The sequence below is a fragment of the Xanthomonas sp. 4461 genome, assembly GCF_024806475.1.
Lineage (GTDB): Bacteria > Pseudomonadota > Gammaproteobacteria > Xanthomonadales > Xanthomonadaceae > Xanthomonas > Xanthomonas arboricola_F.
Genome location: NZ_JANTYV010000004.1, coordinates 124897 through 142726, shown reverse-complemented (window position 1 = coordinate 142726; position 17830 = coordinate 124897). Strand labels below are relative to the sequence as shown.

Genomic DNA, 17830 nt, shown 5'->3' with positions numbered 1-17830 from the left:
GGGACAGGCAAAAGGTCGACCAGCAATCGCGCATTTGTTAGCGCCGGCTTAACGAAGTCAATTTGCAGTGCAGCATCGGCCGCGAGCCACTGGCGTCACACATCGTTCCAGTCAGGGCACCGACCGATACACGCGCACGCAACGGCTTGGCCGTACCATCGAGCGGCGATGGGGCAGTGACTCACCGCTGGGACGTGGCAGTGGTCATTCGGAATCGGCGACGGCTCGCAGCCCTTGGGCTCGCGAGAATCCCCGATTCCACTGCCGCACCCTGTTGCGAAGGACCATCGCTGCGACCGACAGGACGGCCCCGCGTGCACCGGCGAACACGGCCGGCGCACAGGTCGGCCTGGCCGCAAGGTCGCTGCCGATCTCACGACGCGTGCCTGCGCGCGTGGATGGCCGCCTCGTTGTCCCCGTCGCGCATCACCCTCACGTACCGGAGCACGCATGATCGACCTGTATTACTGGCCCACCCCCAACGGCCACAAAGTCACCTTGTTCCTGGAAGAATCCGGGCTGGACTACACCCTCAAGCCGGTCAATATCGGCAAGGGCGAGCAGTTCGAGCCGGCGTTCCTGCAGATTTCGCCCAACAACAAGATGCCGGCCATCGTCGACCATGCCCCGGCCGATGGCGGCGGGCCGCAGAGCGTGTTCGAGTCCGGCGCGATCCTGCTCTATCTGGCCGAGAAGACCAGCCGCTTCCTGCCGCGCGACGCGCGCGGCCGCATCGCCGCACTGGAATGGCTGTTCTGGCAGATGGGCGGGCTGGGCCCGATGACCGGCCAGATGGGCCACTTCAACGTCTACGCCCCCGAAAAGATTGCCTATGCAATCGACCGCTACAACGCCGAGGTACGCCGCCTGCATGGCGTTCTCGACAAGCGCCTGGCCGATCATGCGTTCCTGGCCGGCAACGATTACGGCATCGCCGACATGGCCAGCTATCCATGGATCGAGGTCTATGCCGACATCCGCCCCGATTACGCCGACTTCCCGCACCTGAAGCGCTGGCACGACGCCATCGCCGCGCGTCCGGCAACCCAACGCGCGTATGCGCTCAAGGAGCAGGTCAACCCCAACGCCGGCAAGCCGCTCAGCGACGAAGAGCGCAAGCACCTGTTCGGCAAGCGTTGAGGCAAAGCGGCAGGTGCGCTCGCGCAACAGGCCATACGGCGAGAGCGGCGACTGTTGCAGCTGCGCAGCAACAACCACCGCAAAACCGCATCAACAAGCAACAAAGACAAGCAGCAAGCAGCATCACGGGTTGGCAGAGGCATGCGCATGCATGACCCGTGCACAACACAAGCCCGGCGCCTCGAGCCCCTCTCCCCCGGGAGAGGGGTTGGGGTGAGGGTACGCAAGTAGCGCCAGACCCACCGCCCCCGCAAGCTGCGCCGCATGAAATGCGCACCTCTCATCGACAGCGCGTCAACTGCAACCACCAGTCCACAGGCATCTCTGCTCGCCGGAAAGCAGCGTCACCAACAACCCCAGCACCACGCTGCAGCACACGCGCACCGCCGCGCGTACATCCCTCATCGCGCGCGCGCCATCGCCGCCCATCGCCGCGCTTCTCAAACACCCCACGCGCCCGCATCCTGTGCGCTATCCCAAGACAGGATCTTCGATGCGCGCCCTGTTCGCCGCTCTTGCCCTCATGCTCAGCACCGTCCCCATGGCCCACGCCGAAAAACTCACCCTGGAGGCCATCACCGGCCCGCTGCCGCTGTCCGGTCCGACCTTGCTCAAGCCCAAGGTGGCTCCGGATGGTTCGCGCGTGACCTTCCTGCGCGGCAAGGACAGCGACCGCAACCAGCTGGACCTGTGGGAATACGACATCGCCAGCGGCCAGACCCGGCTGCTGGTCGATTCCAAGGTGGTGCTGCCCGGCACCGAAACGCTCAGCGATGTCGAAAAGGCCCGCCGCGAGCGCCAGCGCATCGCCGCGTTCAACGGCATCGTCGATTACCAGTGGGCGCAGGATGCGCAGGCGCTGTTGTTCCCGCTGGGTGGCGAGTTGTATCTGTACGACCTGCACAGGACCGGCGCCGCCGCGGTGCGCCAGCTGACCCACGGCGAAGGCTTCGCCACCGATGCCAAGCTCTCGCCCAAGGGCGGCTTTGTCAGCTTCGTGCGCGAGCGCAACCTGTGGGTGATCGACCTGGCCAGCGGCAAGCAGCTGCAGCTCACCAGCGACGGCAGCCAGACCATCGGCAACGGTGTGGCCGAGTTCGTCGCCGACGAAGAAATGGATCGCCACACCGGTTACTGGTGGGCGCCGGACGACTCGGCGATCGCCTTCGCGCGCATCGACGAATCGCAGGTGCCGGTGCAAAAACGCCCGGAGGTCTATGCCGACCATACCGAGGTGATCAGCCAGCGCTATCCGCAGGCCGGCCAGCCCAACGTGGCGGTGCAGTTGGGTGTGATCCCGCCACGCACCGGTGCAGCGCCACGCTGGATCGACCTGGGCAAAAACGCCGATCTCTACCTGGCACGCGTGGATTGGCGCGATGCACAGCGCCTGACCTTCCAGCGTCAATCGCGCGATCAGAAGACGCTGGAGCTGATCGAGACCACGCTGGCCAGCGGCAGGCAACGCACGCTGATCACCGAAACCTCGCCGACCTGGGTGCCGCTCCACAACGATCTGCGTTTTCTCAAGGACGGCCGCTTTGTCTGGAACTCCGAACGTAGCGGTTACGAACATCTGTACCTTGCCTCCGAAGACGGCGCCACGCTCACGCCGCTGACCTCCGGCGCCTGGGTGGTGGACGCGCTGCTGGCCGTCGACGAGCAGGCCGGCCTGGTGTACTTCGCCGGCAGCAAGGAGTCGCCCACGCAAACGCAGCTCTACGCGGTGCCGCTGGCCGGCGGCGTCATCGAAAAACGCTCGGCCTCCAACGGCACGCATGCGGCCAGCTTCGCCAACAACGCCAGCGTGTATGTCGACAGCTGGTCCAACACCACCACACCACCGCAGATCGAGCTGTTCCGCGCCAGTGGTGAAAAAATCGCCACGTTGCTCAAGAACGACCTGGCCGATCCGCAACATCCCTATGCCAGGTACCGTGATGCACAGCGCCCGATCGGTTTCGGCACGCTGACCGCAGCCGATGGCAAGACTCCGTTGCACTACCGGCTGACCAAGCCGGACAACTTCGACCCGAGCAAGCGCTACCCGGTCATCGTCTACGTCTACGGCGGTCCCGCGGCACAAACCGTGCTCGATGCCTGGCCCAGCCGTGGCGATGCGTTGTTCGATCAATATCTTGCGCAGCGTGGCTACGTGGTGTTTTCGCTGGATAACCGCGGCACCCCGCGACGCGGCCGCGACTTCGGTGGCGCGCTGTACGGCAAGCAGGGCACGGTGGAAGTGGACGACCAGCTGCAAGGCGTGGCCTGGCTCAAGGCGCAGCGTTGGGTGGACCCGGCCCGCATCGGCGTACAGGGCTGGTCCAACGGCGGCTACATGACGCTGATGCTGCTGGCCAAACACAGCGACGCCTACGCCTGCGGCGTGGCCGGCGCACCGGTCACCGATTGGGGCTTGTACGACACCCACTACACCGAGCGTTACATGGACCTGCCGGCCGGCAACGCCGCCGGCTATCGCAACGCGCGCGTCGCCACCCATCTGGACGGCCTGCACGCCAGGCTGCTGCTGATCCACGGCATGGCCGACGACAACGTGCTGTTCACCAACTCCACCGCGCTGATGAGCGAGCTGCAGCAACGCGGCACGCCCTTCGAGTTGATGACGTATCCAGGCGCAAAGCACGGCCTGTCCGGCAGTACGGCGTTGCACCGTTACAAGACCGCCGAGGCGTTCTTGCAGCGCTGCCTGATGCCGTCGCAGCAGTAGACGCTCGCCGCTTCCTTCCAGGTCTCGCCTGCCGTTTTCCCCTGCATCTGCGCAAGGAGTGCCATGTCGCTGCCCCCACCCATCCCCGCTGCATCGCCGCAGCACCCGCGCGCTGTCGATGTCTGGAGCCGGCATTGGAAGTGGGTCGTGCCCGGCATCGGCGTGGTGCTGTTCGTGCTGCTGGCATTGGTGATCGGCGCGCTGATCTACGCGATTGCCGCAGTGGTGAAATCCAGCGATGTGTACCGCGACGCGCTGCGCATCGCCAAGGCCGATACGCAGGTCGTGCAGACCCTGGGCACGCCCATCACCGAAGCGCTCCTACCCGATGGCAGCATCAGTTACGTCGGCGACATGGGCGAGGCGCATTTCAGCGTGGGCCTGCATGGGCCGCGCGGGAACGGCAGCGTGCAGGTGGATGCCACACGCCGGCATGGCCGTTGGACCTACCAGGCACTGACCTTCGCCGGCACCCATGGCGGCCAGATCGATATGCTGCCGGCCACAGCATCGCCACCGCAGCCCTGCCTGCCATGACCTAAGGCAGATTGCCGCGGCCGTTGCAGATGGGTAGGGTCGCGCTACTCAATTCGCGGATCTGCCTCATGAAGCCACTCGTTCTCGCCGTTGCGCTGGCGCTCGGTTCCTCGTTGCCGTTGCAGGCACAGACCGGCAAGACAGCGCCGACACAACCCGCCAGCCCGGCCTGGGTACAGACCAGCAACGGCTACGCGCAGATCCTGCTCAACGCGCAGGCACCGTTCCAGCCCGAATACGCCAGTTTTTTCGGCGTGCCCGGCTATGACGACCAGGTCGTCGACCTGGGGCCGGACAACGCCGCGCGTTATCGCGATGCCATGCGCAAGGCGCGCGCCACGCTGCAAACCAAGCTGACCACCGAGCGCGATGCCAACGTGCGTCAGGACCTGCAGATCATGATCGGCGCCGCCGAGCAGAACATCGAAGGCAGCGAGCTCAACGAGCGCTATCTGTTGCCCTGGAGCGACGCGCCTGAGGCGGTCTTCAGTGGCCTCAACGGTCTGCTGTCCGACCAGACTGTGCCTGAGCGCCGCGCCAAGGCGCTGGACCGCCTCAAGCGTTACGTCGGCCTGGTGCCGGGCAGCACACCCACCACCACGCTGGCGCGCCAGCGCTACGAGGAAAAGCTGGGCAACAAGGCGTTGCTGCAGCCCACCCAGCGCGAAGTGGAGCAGGCGCTGGCCAACGTGGACACCTACGTCGCAGGCATCGGCGAGCTGTTCGCCAAGTACAAGATCGCCGGCGCCGACGAAGCGCTCAAGGCCATGTCCACCCAGCTCAAGGACTATGCCGCCTGGACCCGCAGCACCGTGCTGCCCAAGGCACGCAAGGACACCCGCCTGCCGGAACCGCTGTACGCGTACCAACTCAAGCAGGTGGGCATCGATATCGCCCCGCAGCAGCTGATCCAGCGCGCGCAACTGGAATTCATGGAGACCCGCTCGGCCATGCGCCAGCTGGCCCCGCTGGTGGCCAAGGCCAAGGGCGTGCAAGGCGCGGATTACGTGCAGGTGATCCGCGCGCTCAAGGGCAACAAGATCGCCGACGACCAGCTGGAAACCCACTACCGCGGCGTGATCGACCAGATCGACCCGATCATCCGTCAGCAGCGCATCGTCGATGTGCCCAACCGCCCGATGCAGATGCGCCTGGGCAGTGCCGCCGAAAGCGCTGCGCAACCTGCGCCGCACTTCCTGCCCGCGCCGTTGATCGGCAATACCGGCCAGCAGGGCCAGTTCGTGCTGCCGCTGGGCAACCCATCCGCCGAGGGCGGCAAGAAGGAGCAGTACGACGACTTCAACTTCGGCTCGGCCGCCTGGACGCTCAGCGCGCACGAAGGTCGCCCCGGTCACGAACTGCAGTTCACCGCCATGGTCGAACGCGGCGTGTCGCTGGCGCGCAGCATGTTCGCGTTCAACTCGGTCAACGTCGAAGGCTGGGCGCTGTATGCCGAAGCCGAAATGGTGCCGTACGAACCGCTGGACGGCCAGCTGATCGCCCTGCAGTTCCGCCTGCTGCGCGCTGCCCGCGCCATGCTCGACCCGATGCTCAACCTGGGCCTGATCGACCGTGAACGCGCACGCCAGGTGCTGGAAGACGACGTCGGCCTTTCGCCGGCGATGACCCGCCAGGAACTGGACCGCTACACCGTCCGCGCGCCCGGCCAGGCCGGCAGTTACTTCTACGGCTACACCCGCATCCTCGAACTGCGCATGCGCACCGAACTGGCCCTCGGCAAGAAGTTCGACCGCCTGGCCTTCAACAACTTCCTGCTCGACCAGGGCCTGCTACCACCGGATCAGCTGGCCAAGGCGGTGGAAACGCAGTTCATTCCGGCGCAGCAGAAGTAATCACGGTACTCGCTGTTCTAGATGCCAGTTCCTGGCAAACAAGCGCCTGGTCAGATCGCGCGCTGAAACGCGCGATCTGGTTCCGGGCCGTGTTGGCTTAGCCAACAGCGCGATCTGGGTGTAGGCCAGGGTCTCGCCGATGGCATCGGCGGCGGTGCCCTCCTTGCCGGTAAAAAGGGTGTGGATCTGCTGATCCAGATTCTGGGTCGTGTTTTGGTGCAGCATGGCGCCATTCGCGCCCAGTGCCGAGGCAAGGCTGATGATGAGGGCCACCTTTGCCGGCCTTGATCATGGTGGCCATCGCACTCTAGCGCGATTGCCCGGTGGCGATGCAGTAGCACAGAATCAGCACCCACAGCGGGTCACCGTCAGCGCAATGGTGCTGACCCACTTCATGCACGGCCCATCAACGCCAAGCCAAAGTCCTGGAAGGTAGGGCTGACATCGTCGTTGTCGATCAGCCGCGCCATCGCCCTACATCACACGCGTCGGTGTCGGCGCTGTCATCTCCGGCTGCGCCCGTTGCGCATCCAGTGCGCGCAACTGCTGCTGGCTCTCTTGCAACGGCGGTGCCTCCGCCGCCAGATCCACTTTGGCACGGAACCCCGGCGTATTGCCGACTATCCAGGCATTGCCCTCTTGCATGGTCACGCTGCGCAGCTGGTGGACGTCGACGATGCCGGCGCGTTTGGCTTCCACAGTCGCATGCATGACCATGGCATCGGACGTGCCCTGCGGCAACTTGCTGTGGATGGAGCGGTACAACGGATCATTGGACATGGCCGCCGCGCCCGGATCTACGCAGCGCTCTGGGGTACTGCCCAGCGGCAGCTTCCAGCCAGGGGCCACATAGACCGGCTTGTCTTCGCGCTCCATGCGCTGCTGCGTTTCCTTCCAGCGCTCGGCTGCCATCTCCTCCGCGCCGGCACCAGGGGCCAGTGTGCCATGTAGGTGTTTGATGGCATCGGGTAAGTTCATCGATTGGGCGCTGCGCGATGCCAGGGTCAGGCCGCCGCGCAAGAGCGCCACATCGCCACGGTACTTGTCGATCATCGGTGCGTACTGATGCGCCAGCTGTTGCGATTTGGAGTCTTCCAGTACCGAGCGATCTGGCTTGCCATTGCCGTCAACGGGCAGGAAGTTATGCATGCGATGCGAATCGCCCAACTCCAAAGCGGCAAGCGGGTTGCGGTCATCCAGCACACTGCGGTCGTTGGCATAACCGGCCTTCTGCAATGTGGCCACTTCTTGTGGCGTGGCGTAGATCTTGACCTGGCCATAATGCTCGCTGGCAGCACTGACCGCATCGCCAGCCATCACGTGATTGATGACATCGGTGCCGCCTTCGGGGATGCGCCGGTCCAGGCTGACCGCGCCGTAGGCGTTGAACGTCTCGCCTTTGAGGCCGAAGTGGTGTGCGGTCACCTGGGCCAAGTCGCCGCCAAGCGAGTGGCCGGTGACGGTGACTTCCACCGTTTCACCGTCCTTACCGAGTTTTTGTGCATAGACCAACGCCTGCTTAGTCAACTCAATTGCTTCGGCGGCTTGGCGATTGTGACGTGCTGCGACCATGCCGCCATCGGCGTAAACACCGTCCTGCTTAAGCTCGCGCTCAGTCTCGGTGCCACGATGGGCGACGATGATCTCGTTCGTATCGATCCGCTGGTAGACCATGCCTTGATAGCCTGAAGGGCTGTCTACATACTCGAGGCGCTTGTAAGTAATGCCGCCAATATTTACAGGTCGACTAACCGGGCCTGTTTCTCGCGGCTCCTGATAAACATCGTCAGAGAGAGCGGCATATTGCTGGCTCGTAAGGCTCATGGGGTCACCTTTTCAGTAGTCAGGGTGACTTTAAAGATGTCATTACGGGCATTGTCATTGAATTGGTCGATTCTTGATCTGCCGCTGTCAGGGAAGTTCTCCACATCTTCCTTCGGGTAGCGTCCTTTCCAAAAGTAGGTGACCTTTGGAGCTTTGCTGTAAATCTCGTTCTTAAACAGGGCGGGCTGAAAGCGTGTATCTTCATGCTTTTCGGAAGCTTTCAGGGAGATTCCAACTCCGTCTAACTCAAAATAACACGTCCCCTTGCCATAATAGTCCGCATCTACCATGCCGTCGGCATAGACCGTGCCAACATACGTGGATGCATTTATCTTCTCGAAGTGGATGGGAACTCCGTCTTCACCAGACTTGTTCCACACGCCGGCAACGGGTTCGATTGGCGTGCATTGCTTGTGGTTGGTCATCTGGTAGAACGCCGTACCCGAGACCCACTCGAACGGCCCCGGCGCATCCTCGATTGTCATCGTGATCCGGTACGCTTGCGTCGGATGCGAGTTCTTCCGGTAAGTCGGATCGCTGGTCGTCGCGTCGGCTTTTGAGGATGGGGTAGTCATGGGTTTGCATCCTGCAAGGAGAAGGGGCATGAGGATGAAAGCGAAACGACCGATAATCTTGGGATTCATTGGAAATGCTGTCGCTGCCTGTGCGCATTGCGCAATCGAGGAAATGCAGTTTTGGCCCGGATTGGGCGATTCGCTGATCCCGACATCGCACTAGTGCGGCGACGCGAACTTCCCAGGACCAGCATAGGTTCAAAGGGCACCTCGAACAACCCCGCCTGATCCAATGCGGCCCATGCACGATACTGTCCTGTCATTCGAAAAATCAACAAGCTGACATGTTCGGGCACGCCCCCAGCTGGCCCATGCAATGGGTGTGGCGCTCTTTCGCTCGCGGCCATGTTGTAGCGGACCTTGCATCCATACGTCGAATAGCAGGCTGCACCAAAACTATGGCGTACAAACTTTAAGAGCCAATCTGCCACGGTATTGTCAGGTTTTGCATAGGTAGTGTTCATAGGGTTGCAACCTGTCAAAGAAAGAAAAGACAAGTGGCAAGGAATCATCACATTTATGTGCTTAATCATTTTTTTTGGGCCATGTGGCAATAAAGTAAATCTCGGCATGTAGTAAACATGGCTTTGAGAATTTGTTGCTTTATGGTGCTCTAGAACTTTTCAAAAATTGGTTCTGAGCAGGCGCTGTAAACAATCGCGCACTTTGATCCTGAAAATTCTTTGTTGGTTTGATTGCATTTAATCAGCGCAATATCGCTTGCTTTCTGCACCGTGCTGGCCCCGATGAATGCGGAGTATCCTTCGGAAAATGGCTTGTCATTGACATGGGGTTCGGCAACAACTGCACATTGATTTCTATAAGCCAATCCAATCCGGCAGTTAGTTTCACCGTGCGATCGGCATCGTAATAATGCATCTGCCTCTGCCTCTGCTTTTGAGAGTTTTCCCGTAGTTACACCGTAGCTTGTGACGGAGTCAATAGATCCCATGGCTATGGCACCCCACGTTTTAATCCATTTCCCGCTTGGCCTAGCTTGTTGTTGGTTATTGCCTTGAGGTAACGGGGCGCATGCCATTGCTCCTTGGCCACCTATCGGAAACTGGCCGGGCGGACATCCGCCTTCAGCGTGTGCAAAACCCACGAAAGAAAGTAAATAAAAAGATAATAAAACTAAGATATTCAAATTAGCCTCTATTCTAAGTAAAGCGACTGTTATCTTGATTGGCTACGCCTCCAGTGCCCGTGCCTTCCTGGGGTGCAGTAATCTGATGAGTGCCTGATGCTCTCTGTCCGCCCGATGCATTGAGCAGGGGGGCTTGTGAGTTAGCCTTATCGTTGGAGATCTGCTGCGGCATATAAGACCCAGGCGGCTGCCCCTGTGGCCCGGGTGCAGCACTGCTAGCACCAGCGGTACCAAATGCCGAGTACGCCATAAACGTTCCCATGCTTCCCTGCCATAGCGCTGCCGCGACGGTAGGCATGGTGATGATGAGGGTGGTCAGCAGTAAGCCGATGCCGCCTTGCTGCAAGGCTTGCGAGCTCAGGCCTTCCGTATTGTTACCCATCAGCCCGGTGATGCCTTTGGCAACCCAGAGCGCGATGGCGACCTTGGTAGAGAGCTTGAGCACGATGGCCGAAGTCACACTAATGTATACGTACTGTGATCAGTCTAGGCTGTAAAACGTTCCCGAAGAAATCCCTTGGCTAGACGCCGAAAAGCTATGGGGAATTTGCAATTATCGTGATTTCACCTGAAATGTAAGCGGACACAAGATGAGGATGGCTAAACGCATACTATTTCACAGCCATTCCGACCGTTCTGTGAGTCTGTGTTCTATTTAAAATAATTCAAAACTTCTCAAAAATTTGCTCAGAACAAGCTGTGTGAATTATTTTGCACTCAGCGCGTGGATTTTCCTCGCTACATCCACGAAGGGCTGCGCCTTTTGCAAGCTGTTCGGTAGGCTGCCTTGAAAACTCAATAATACCATCAGGTTTTGGCGATCCTTCGATTTGAGGTTCACCTATGGACATGCATTGATTACGAAAAGTCGTCGAGGGCCGACACCCCTTGGCGCCTGACTTGTTGCATCTATCCAAAGCTTCTTTTTTTGCTGCGTCTTCTGAGGCGAGACCAACCGGTACGGCATACAGGGGTTTGTCGTCCAATATACCAACTGCAACCGCACCCCATGTTTTTATCCACTTTCCACTTGGGCGAGATTCTTGCTGAACACTTCCCTGTGGGATTGGGGCGCATGCGATTGCTCCTTGACCCCCAATTGGGTATTGCCCCGCCGGGCACCCGCCTTCAGCCTGCGCTAGAGGTGAAAAGCAAATAATCAAAACTAGTAAGAGGAGTGTAAAGTGGATTCTCATAACTATTTCGCTCAAGTGAAGCGGCTGTTGTTATTGGCTGCACCCCTCGAACCGCTACCTTCTTGCGGCGTGGAGGTTTGTAGTGATCCTGAGTAATTATGACCACTTGGCATCTGGCGTGAGGTTTCTGGAGTAGAGGTGTTACTTCCGCCATGCTGGGGAACATACGACCCCGGTGGCTGTCCCTGTGGCCCGGGTGCAGCACTGCTAGCACCAGCGGTACCAAACGCCGAGTACGCCATAAACTTTCCCATGCTTCCCTGCCATAGCGCTGCCGCGACGGTAGGCATGGTGATGATGAGGGTGGTCAGCAGTAAGCCGATACCGCCCTGCTGCAAGGCTTGCGAGCTCAGGCCTTCCGTACTGTTACCCATCAGCCCGGTGATGCCTTTGGCAACCCAGAGCGCGATGGCGAACTTGGTGGCGAGCTTGAGCACGATGGCCGATTAGAAATCTTGGAAAAAGGGCTCTGAGCAGGCAGTGTATACAATCTTGCAGTTTGCGTTTGTTACCTTGCTATTGTCTTTTTTGCAAATTGCTAAAGCATCGTCGCTGGCCGCGCGGATAGTCTTTCTGCCAATGAAGCGAACAAATCCGCCAGAAAGAGGCTTTCCATCCACTTGTGGTTCGACAATGACAGCGCACTGATTCTCATATGTGAGTCCAACGCTGCAATTTTTCTCTCCATGGGATGCGCAGCGTCTCAATGCGTCAGTTTCTGCCTCTGCTTTAGTGCGTTTTCCTGTAGTAACGCCATAACTCGTAATTGAGTCTATAGAGCCCATCGCAATGGCTCCCCAGGTCTTAACCCATTCCCCGGTAGGCTGAGCTGGCTTTTGCTGTTGATAATAGCCAGCAGGTATCGGTCCGCAGGAGGACATACTGCCTCCTGCCTGACTAGGAATTTGCCCTGCGGGACAGCCTTGCTCTGCCTGAACCTCGCCAGTCGTGAAAAGTATAAAAATAAAAATAATATTGAAATTTAAAATTTTCTTCATATAATAATCAGCTCAATTTTTCCATTAAGTAAATCTGCTGGAATCTTGGTTGGCCACCCCTCTTGATCCCGAATTTTCAGAGATCAGAGTTGGCTGTGGGGACCCTGAGGCTCGATGATTAGTTTGCGGGAGCTGGGCAGGTGAGCTATTTGATCGCGTATCGTTGTTTTCAATTCGGCCTGATCCATAAGATCCGACCGGTTGCCCTTGTGGCCCGGGTGATGCAGCGCCACCTCCGCCAAATGCTGAGAAGTGCATGAAGCTGCTCATGCTTCCTTGCCACAGCGCTGCCGCAACGGTTGGCATCGTGATGATCACTACAGTCAGTAACATCCCGATACCGCCCTGCTGCAAGGCTTGCGAGCTCAGGCCTTCCGTATTGTTACCCATCAGCCCGGTGATGCCTTTGGCAACCCAGAGCGCGATGGCGATCTTGGTGGCGAGCTTGAGCACGATGGCCGATACCACCGAGAGCATCGACATCGAGAATAAGGTGCCGATCACATAGAACAGCCACTTCTTGAAGAGATCCTTGGTTGCATCAAACATCAGTGCCAGGATGAAGATGGGGCCAACGCCGACCAGGAACGCCATCGTGAACTTGAACAGCAGCAACATCGCACCGGCCGCCATGGCGGGGCTGGATGCGCCAACGCCTGCCACCAGCATGGCACTGCGCTTTTGCTCGAGCGACTCCGGGTCGTCCGGGTCGATGCGCACTACATCCACCGCCGCCAAGGCGAGCTGGGTCAACGCCAGATTCTGGTCGATTGCATCGGCCGACGTGGTGTCTTCCGGTGAACAGCCCATGCAGCTCCTTGTCCAGGTTCTGGGTGAAGGTCTTGTGCAGCGGGGCGTCGTTGGCGCCCAGGCTGGTGGCGATCATCACGATGAAGACGATCTTGGTCGTCTTGCCCATGGCCGCCAGGGCCGATTCGCGCGACTGCCAAGTGCCCTGGCGGTAGCCGACAATCAAGCTGTGGCGATGAGGACATCGACTGGGCCAAGCGACAACACGCACAAGAGGATCCTTCCGTTCGTCGAACGGCCAGTATGTCTTACATGGTGTGGACGGGCGAGGGCGTGCGGTCAGGCGTAGGACGCATGCGCTGCTCATCAAGCGCTTGCGATTGGCGAATGCTTTCGTCCAAGGGAGGCATGGGGGCAGAAAGGTCTACTTTGACCCGAAAACCTGGTGTCTGACCAACGATCCAGACATTGCCTTGCTGCAGCGTCACGCTCTGCAGCTGATCGGCCCGCACGATGCCTTCGCGCTTTGCCTCGACCGTGGCATGCATGGCAATGGCGTCAGAAGTACCTGCCGGTAGCTTGCTGTGAATCGCTTGGTAGAGCGGGTCGTTTGGAACTGTTGATTGTGAAGCTTTGAGTGCATGTGGCTCAGCCGGCACCGGTCCAATCGCAACCGGCTTGAACGTAAATTTCTCTGCCAAGGCCTTATCGACCGGCTGTGCATCCAGGCAATCGATGCGACACAGCGCAGGTGGTGCCAGTTCTGTTTGCACGCCGCGCGCACCGGTCTTGTCGTACAGCGAAGTGCTGTAGATAAACTGATGTTCCTCAGACCGGTGGACGACATTCATTTCTGGTGCGCTTGGTACGGCGCGTTTATCTAGAAATGGTTGGGCACTTAACCCATTGAGATAATCCACCATGACGTTGCCGCTGCGGATGGCAAGACCATTTTGACTATAGCTTCCACCGATGTCGCTGTGTGCGCCACCCACGGTGACGTTGAGGAAGCGGCCGTCTTCTGTGCGGCCGTTATCCATAATGGCCGTAGACTGGAACAGATTGCGGCGTTCATCCTCGGCAGTGATCTGGAAGCCGGAAATCACCGATGGCGGCAGGCGTCGGTCATGGTCGCGAGGAACGCCAGTACCCACAGGATCGAACAGTCCAACCGATTGGGCGACTTGCCCTGGTGCAACCAGCGGCGGCTTGGTGAATTCGATATGCTCGATCAGGCCATTAGTTCCGCGCTTGATCACCATACCCTCAGGGTCCTGGATGCCGCGCTCGTGGACCAAGCGTGCGAAGCCTGCTGCCTGCTCGGCGCCACGGCTGAAACCAATCGGAGCGACACTGATCTTTGCTTCGGGGTCCTCTCGAATCCACTTCGCTGATTGCTCTGCAAATTTCACATACATCTCTTCCAGGCGTGCCTCATAGGTGTAGCCCTGCATGAGATCGCGTGTACCGCCTAGCCCACCTTGGGTGCCGACCCCTTCGACGTAGCCAGCGCCGATATTTTCAATTCCCTCTTTCCTCCGCGCAGCATCAATCTGCAGGTAGGCTTCAGCGACATTCGTTCGATGCTCAGGCGCATCTTTGTACAAATTATTGCCAGTACCATCGAAGGCGGCAACAAATAAACGGGAATGCGGCTGTGCCGAGTCCACCATTATTGGTAATTTCTGAGCTGAGAGCGCTTGGGTCGCGTTATCGTAGCTAGCAAGGTCCTTTGCATCGGCTGGATAAGTGGTCACACCATCCGGAAGGGGTTTCTTTTCCATGAAACATCTCCATGATTACAATGACAAAAAAACAGTGGACGCTAGTACGATCTTGTCCAAGCTACGACCAAGTCATCCCTAAAGCTACTGCGAGGGTTTCCCGGGATCTGAGGGGTTTTTGTAGGGATGAAGGCACGCATGTAAACATTCACCGTACGATCATTAACCTCTAACACGATTTCTGGATCGCCGATTGAAATGCCCGCCGGGATATCTTCGCGTTTGACGTTATGTCGGATCAAACCGTCACCAAAAATCTCTGCCAAATCGACCTTGGCCTCATGGGTCTGACCATCTTTTGAGCGCCAGGAGATCTCGATCGGGGGCGGAAAGTTCTTTACGCCTAGGTAGCCGCCACCAAGATTGGAAGGATACTTTTCTCCCAACGAAGCCGACGACACTTCGAGCTTGTCATCCGGGTCATCAATGAACAGGAAATTGTTGTAGCGGACCTTGCATCCATACGTCGAGTAGCAGGCGGCGCCGAAGCTATGCCGTACAAACTTTAAGGGCCAATCGGCCACGGTATTATCAGGTTTTGCATAGGCAGCATTCATAGGGTTGCAACCTGTCAAAAAAAGTAGGGCGAAGCAGAGTAGGGCTTTTATAAATAGGTGCTGCATAACGAGCTTGGTCTCTGGCAGATTTTCAATTCTGTTATAAGTCGTGCTCGCGTGCAATAAATCAATTTACACGTTGTTGTTATCTATAGAGTTCCTAGAACTCCTCAAAAATTGGCTCTGAGCATGCAGAATAAATAACCTTGCATTGCATTGTAGGATTTCTCCTTTCGCAACTTTTTAGAGCTTCTTTAATTGCGTTTTCTTGGCCTGGTTGTCGTGCGAACTGAACATATCCGTTCGGATCTGGCTTCCCATTACTCTGAGGTTCACCTATTGCTGTACATTGGTTGCGATAAGTGACAACAATGTGGCAGTTGTCTGCGCCTAGCTTCGTACATCTTGCAAGGGCTTCTTTTTTTGCCGAAGATTCGCTAGGTAATCCCGTTGGCACGCCGTAATTCGGAACCCCATCAATAGTTCCTAGCGCAATAGCGCCCCAAGTCTTAATCCATTTTCCGCTTGGGCGAGGTCGCGACTGTTGAGTGGATTGAGGTATAGGAGCACATGCAACTGCGCCCTGACCGCCAATTGGGTATTGCCCGGATGGACAGCCTTGTTCCGCTAATGCGGAACAAGGAATTACTAGAAAAAAAATAAATAATAGTCTCAACATCGGCGCTACCTTCTAATCAGCTCTTAGGCGATTCGGTTGTCTGTACCTGAATTTGCTAAACCTCGCGAACCAGCTGCAGCCGTGACAGCATTACTGGCAGAGGATCCCGAAACTCGGCCGGCACTCAGGTCTGCTGGTCGAGATTCTGGGGTAGATCTGGCTCCATCATCACTGCGCGCTGGTGTGTAAGACCCAGGCGGCTGCCCCTGTGGCCCGGGTGCAGCACTGCTAGCACCAGCGGTACCAAATGCCGAGTACGCCATAAACGTTCCCATGCTTCCCTGCCATAGCGCTGCCGCGACGGTAGGCATGGTGATGATGAGGGTGGTCAGCAGTAAGCCGATGCCGCCCTGCTGCAAGGCTTGCGAGCTCAGGCCTTCCGTATTGTTACCCATCAGCCCGGTGATGCCTTTGGCAACCCAGAGCGCGATGGCGACCTTGGTGGCGAGCTTGAGCACGATGGCCGATACCACCGAGAGCATCGACATCGAGAATAAGGTGCCGATCACATAGAACAGCCACTTCTTGAAGAGATCCTTGGTTGCATCAAACATCAGTGCCAGGATGAAGATGGGGCCAACGCCGACCAGGAACGCCATCGTGAACTTGAACAACAGCAGCATGGCGCCTGCCGCCATCGCGGGACTTGCTGTGCCAAATCCGGCAAGCAGCATGGCATTGCTCTTCTTTTGAAGCGCCTCCGGATCGTCGGAGTCGATGTTCACCACATCCACGGCGGCCATCGCAAGCTGCGTATAGCCAAGATTTTCGTCGATTGCATCGGCTGCTGACGTACCGCTTTCGCCTGTGAACAGTTCGTGGATCTCCTTATCCAGGTTCTGCGTCATCGTCTTGTGCAGCATCGCGCCGTTGCTTCCCACCGCGGTGGCGATACTCAGGATAAAGACGATTTTCGCGGCCTTACCCATGGTCTCCATTGCCGAATTGCGAGACTGCCCGGTCGCTAGCCGATAGCCAACGACCATCACCCACAGCGTGACCAAAATCATGGCGATTACGCTCACCCACGTCATGGCACGGCCGATGAGCTCCATACCGAACGTGTCGATTTCCTTATTTAGGTAATCATTGATCAGCTTGAAAAAAACATAGTCGCCAATGCCTACATCGGCCATCGGCTTAAGCCAACTCAATGCACCCTGAAAAACGCTGTCCATATCCGCCCCGATTTGATCCTGAAAAACTGCCTGCCGTGCATGACAAATGTGCAAGTGCATTCAATCAACTGATAATGCCGCCTTCAAAGCAGCAGCCTGTACCAGCTGGGTGACCAGTGGAATGCCGCCCTCCTTATTGCCATCAAAGGCGCGCTTGGTCAGCTTTCGCTGGTCGCCTTTCAAGGAAGCCTCGTAGTAGTCGTAGGCCTTCAATTTTGCCTGCCAGTAATCGAGCTCCATCGAGTTCTGCGCCACAAAGCGTGCGACCTCGTTGTCATTTGCGGCAAGCGCGCCCTGGCTGGTTCCGACGCCTTTCCGTTGCGACTGAATCCTCTGATCGAACTCTTTGTTGCGCTGAATCAATCGTTTGAGCATGCGGACAGATTCGTTGTAGCGCGCGTTGTCAGTCATCACCATCAGCTGACAGATCTTGGTCTGCTCAGTCACCAGGTTGCCATCCATGTTGGGCAGCATGTTTTTGATGCTTGTCATAATGCCTCCCAGGCCACCGCCTGTACCAGAGCATGCTGCTGCCATCCCGTAGTTGAGATCGCGCTCGACGAAGTTGTCTTCCAACTTCGTAACGCTCAAGTTCAGGCTCTGCAGCCTGATCAGCTGTTGCTGGTAATGCGCATATTCCTTCTGGTATTGCGAAATGGTCTCCTTCCAGCGCGATAATTCCTTTCCGTATTCACCCAAAATGCTTTCCAGCGTCAGCGGGTCATGGGTAATCACCCCCTGTGCATTTGCTTGACCCGCACAAAGCCCCACGGCGAGGAACAAGCCTGCTGCAAGGCGGGAAAACGGGGCGCGCGAACGACGGACATGGTCAGTCATGGCAAGTCTCACTGAATTAGCTTGATACGGAAAGAAAGACAGAC

At 58.2% G+C, this 17830-nt stretch carries 16 protein-coding genes and 2 pseudogenes; 4 read left to right on the top strand and 14 right to left on the bottom strand.

The window, feature by feature from the left end:
- Positions 1 to 450: 450 nt before the first annotated feature.
- From FHY19_RS15475 to FHY19_RS15460, 4 genes are all read left to right on the top strand, one after another.
- The gene (locus FHY19_RS15475; RefSeq protein ID WP_259157292.1) at positions 451 to 1140 is read left to right on the top strand and encodes a glutathione binding-like protein; all 690 of its coding nucleotides are present in this window, start codon (positions 451 to 453) and stop codon (positions 1138 to 1140) included.
- Positions 1141 to 1633: 493 nt separating this feature from the next.
- A complete protein-coding gene (locus FHY19_RS15470) occupies positions 1634 to 3871 on the top strand; it encodes a S9 family peptidase (RefSeq protein ID WP_259167079.1) in 2238 nt (745 codons plus the stop codon).
- Between the two features lie 63 nt (positions 3872 to 3934).
- Positions 3935 to 4408, top strand: coding sequence for a cytochrome c oxidase assembly factor 1 family protein (locus FHY19_RS15465; protein WP_259167078.1), 474 nt, complete (start codon positions 3935 to 3937; stop codon positions 4406 to 4408).
- A gap of 68 nt (positions 4409 to 4476) precedes the next feature.
- Positions 4477 to 6261, top strand: coding sequence for a DUF885 domain-containing protein (locus tag FHY19_RS15460; RefSeq protein WP_259167076.1), 1785 nt, complete (start codon positions 4477 to 4479; stop codon positions 6259 to 6261).
- Between the two features lie 99 nt (positions 6262 to 6360).
- Here FHY19_RS15460 and FHY19_RS15455 read toward each other — a convergent pair.
- The 14 genes and pseudogenes from FHY19_RS15455 to FHY19_RS15390 all read right to left on the bottom strand — a co-directional run.
- A pseudogene (locus tag FHY19_RS15455) lies at positions 6361 to 6731 on the bottom strand (Type IV secretion system protein virB6); the annotation flags it as partial.
- A 4-nt stretch (positions 6732 to 6735) separates the two neighbouring features.
- Entirely contained in the window at positions 6736 to 8085 is a 1350-nt protein-coding gene (locus tag FHY19_RS15450; RefSeq protein ID WP_259167074.1) for a DUF6792 domain-containing protein, read from the bottom strand.
- Positions 8082 to 8729: a hypothetical protein gene (locus FHY19_RS15445; protein ID WP_259167073.1), complete on the bottom strand. Its 648-nt coding sequence runs from the start codon at positions 8727 to 8729 to the stop codon at positions 8082 to 8084. Before FHY19_RS15445 ends, FHY19_RS15450 begins: the two co-directional genes overlap by 4 nt.
- Positions 8730 to 9273: 544 nt before the next feature.
- A complete protein-coding gene (locus FHY19_RS15440) occupies positions 9274 to 9807 on the bottom strand; it encodes a DUF4189 domain-containing protein (protein ID WP_259167072.1) in 534 nt (177 codons plus the stop codon).
- Between the two features lie 13 nt (positions 9808 to 9820).
- Positions 9821 to 10267, bottom strand: a complete 447-nt coding sequence (locus FHY19_RS15435; RefSeq protein WP_326521143.1) for a hypothetical protein — start codon at positions 10265 to 10267, stop codon at positions 9821 to 9823.
- 205 nt (positions 10268 to 10472) lie between these two features.
- On the bottom strand, positions 10473 to 11003 hold the full coding sequence (locus FHY19_RS15430) for a DUF4189 domain-containing protein (protein ID WP_259167070.1): 531 nt from the start codon (positions 11001 to 11003) through the stop codon (positions 10473 to 10475).
- Between the two features lie 11 nt (positions 11004 to 11014).
- Entirely contained in the window at positions 11015 to 11440 is a 426-nt protein-coding gene (locus tag FHY19_RS15425; RefSeq protein ID WP_326521142.1) for a hypothetical protein, read from the bottom strand.
- A gap of 9 nt (positions 11441 to 11449) precedes the next feature.
- Positions 11450 to 12001, bottom strand: a complete 552-nt coding sequence (locus FHY19_RS15420; protein WP_259167067.1) for a DUF4189 domain-containing protein — start codon at positions 11999 to 12001, stop codon at positions 11450 to 11452.
- A gap of 24 nt (positions 12002 to 12025) precedes the next feature.
- Positions 12026 to 12920 (bottom strand): annotated as a pseudogene (locus tag FHY19_RS15415) (type IV secretion system protein).
- A gap of 139 nt (positions 12921 to 13059) precedes the next feature.
- On the bottom strand, positions 13060 to 14535 hold the full coding sequence (locus tag FHY19_RS15410) for a DUF2235 domain-containing protein (protein WP_259167064.1): 1476 nt from the start codon (positions 14533 to 14535) through the stop codon (positions 13060 to 13062).
- A 41-nt stretch (positions 14536 to 14576) separates the two neighbouring features.
- Positions 14577 to 15092 carry a hypothetical protein gene (locus FHY19_RS15405; protein WP_259167061.1) on the bottom strand — a complete coding sequence of 172 codons (516 nt, stop codon included), beginning with the start codon at positions 15090 to 15092 and terminating at the stop codon, positions 14577 to 14579.
- A 160-nt stretch (positions 15093 to 15252) separates the two neighbouring features.
- A complete protein-coding gene (locus FHY19_RS15400) occupies positions 15253 to 15771 on the bottom strand; it encodes a DUF4189 domain-containing protein (protein WP_259167060.1) in 519 nt (172 codons plus the stop codon).
- A 23-nt stretch (positions 15772 to 15794) separates the two neighbouring features.
- Positions 15795 to 16949, bottom strand: coding sequence for a type IV secretion system protein (locus tag FHY19_RS15395; protein ID WP_259167344.1), 1155 nt, complete (start codon positions 16947 to 16949; stop codon positions 15795 to 15797).
- 60 nt (positions 16950 to 17009) lie between these two features.
- A complete protein-coding gene (locus tag FHY19_RS15390; RefSeq protein ID WP_259167059.1) occupies positions 17010 to 17786 on the bottom strand; it encodes a hypothetical protein in 777 nt (258 codons plus the stop codon).
- Between the last annotated feature and the right edge of the window lie 44 nt (positions 17787 to 17830).

Coding starts and splice junctions, on each gene's coding strand:
- FHY19_RS15410 (WP_259167064.1), bottom strand. CDS start 14,535: ATGGAAAAGAAACCCCTTCCGGATGGTGTGACCACTTATCCAGCCGAT.
- FHY19_RS15475 (WP_259157292.1), top strand. CDS start 451: ATGATCGACCTGTATTACTGGCCCACCCCCAACGGCCACAAAGTCACC.
- FHY19_RS15470 (WP_259167079.1), top strand. CDS start 1,634: ATGCGCGCCCTGTTCGCCGCTCTTGCCCTCATGCTCAGCACCGTCCCC.
- FHY19_RS15400 (WP_259167060.1), bottom strand. CDS start 15,771: ATGTTGAGACTATTATTTATTTTTTTTCTAGTAATTCCTTGTTCCGCA.
- FHY19_RS15460 (WP_259167076.1), top strand. CDS start 4,477: ATGAAGCCACTCGTTCTCGCCGTTGCGCTGGCGCTCGGTTCCTCGTTG.
- FHY19_RS15395 (WP_259167344.1), bottom strand. CDS start 16,949: ATGGACAGCGTTTTTCAGGGTGCATTGAGTTGGCTTAAGCCGATGGCC.
- FHY19_RS15390 (WP_259167059.1), bottom strand. CDS start 17,786: ATGACTGACCATGTCCGTCGTTCGCGCGCCCCGTTTTCCCGCCTTGCA.
- FHY19_RS15450 (WP_259167074.1), bottom strand. CDS start 8,085: ATGAGCCTTACGAGCCAGCAATATGCCGCTCTCTCTGACGATGTTTAT.
- FHY19_RS15405 (WP_259167061.1), bottom strand. CDS start 15,092: ATGAATGCTGCCTATGCAAAACCTGATAATACCGTGGCCGATTGGCCC.
- FHY19_RS15430 (WP_259167070.1), bottom strand. CDS start 11,003: ATGAGAATCCACTTTACACTCCTCTTACTAGTTTTGATTATTTGCTTT.
- FHY19_RS15420 (WP_259167067.1), bottom strand. CDS start 12,001: ATGAAGAAAATTTTAAATTTCAATATTATTTTTATTTTTATACTTTTC.
- FHY19_RS15465 (WP_259167078.1), top strand. CDS start 3,935: ATGTCGCTGCCCCCACCCATCCCCGCTGCATCGCCGCAGCACCCGCGC.
- FHY19_RS15445 (WP_259167073.1), bottom strand. CDS start 8,729: ATGAATCCCAAGATTATCGGTCGTTTCGCTTTCATCCTCATGCCCCTT.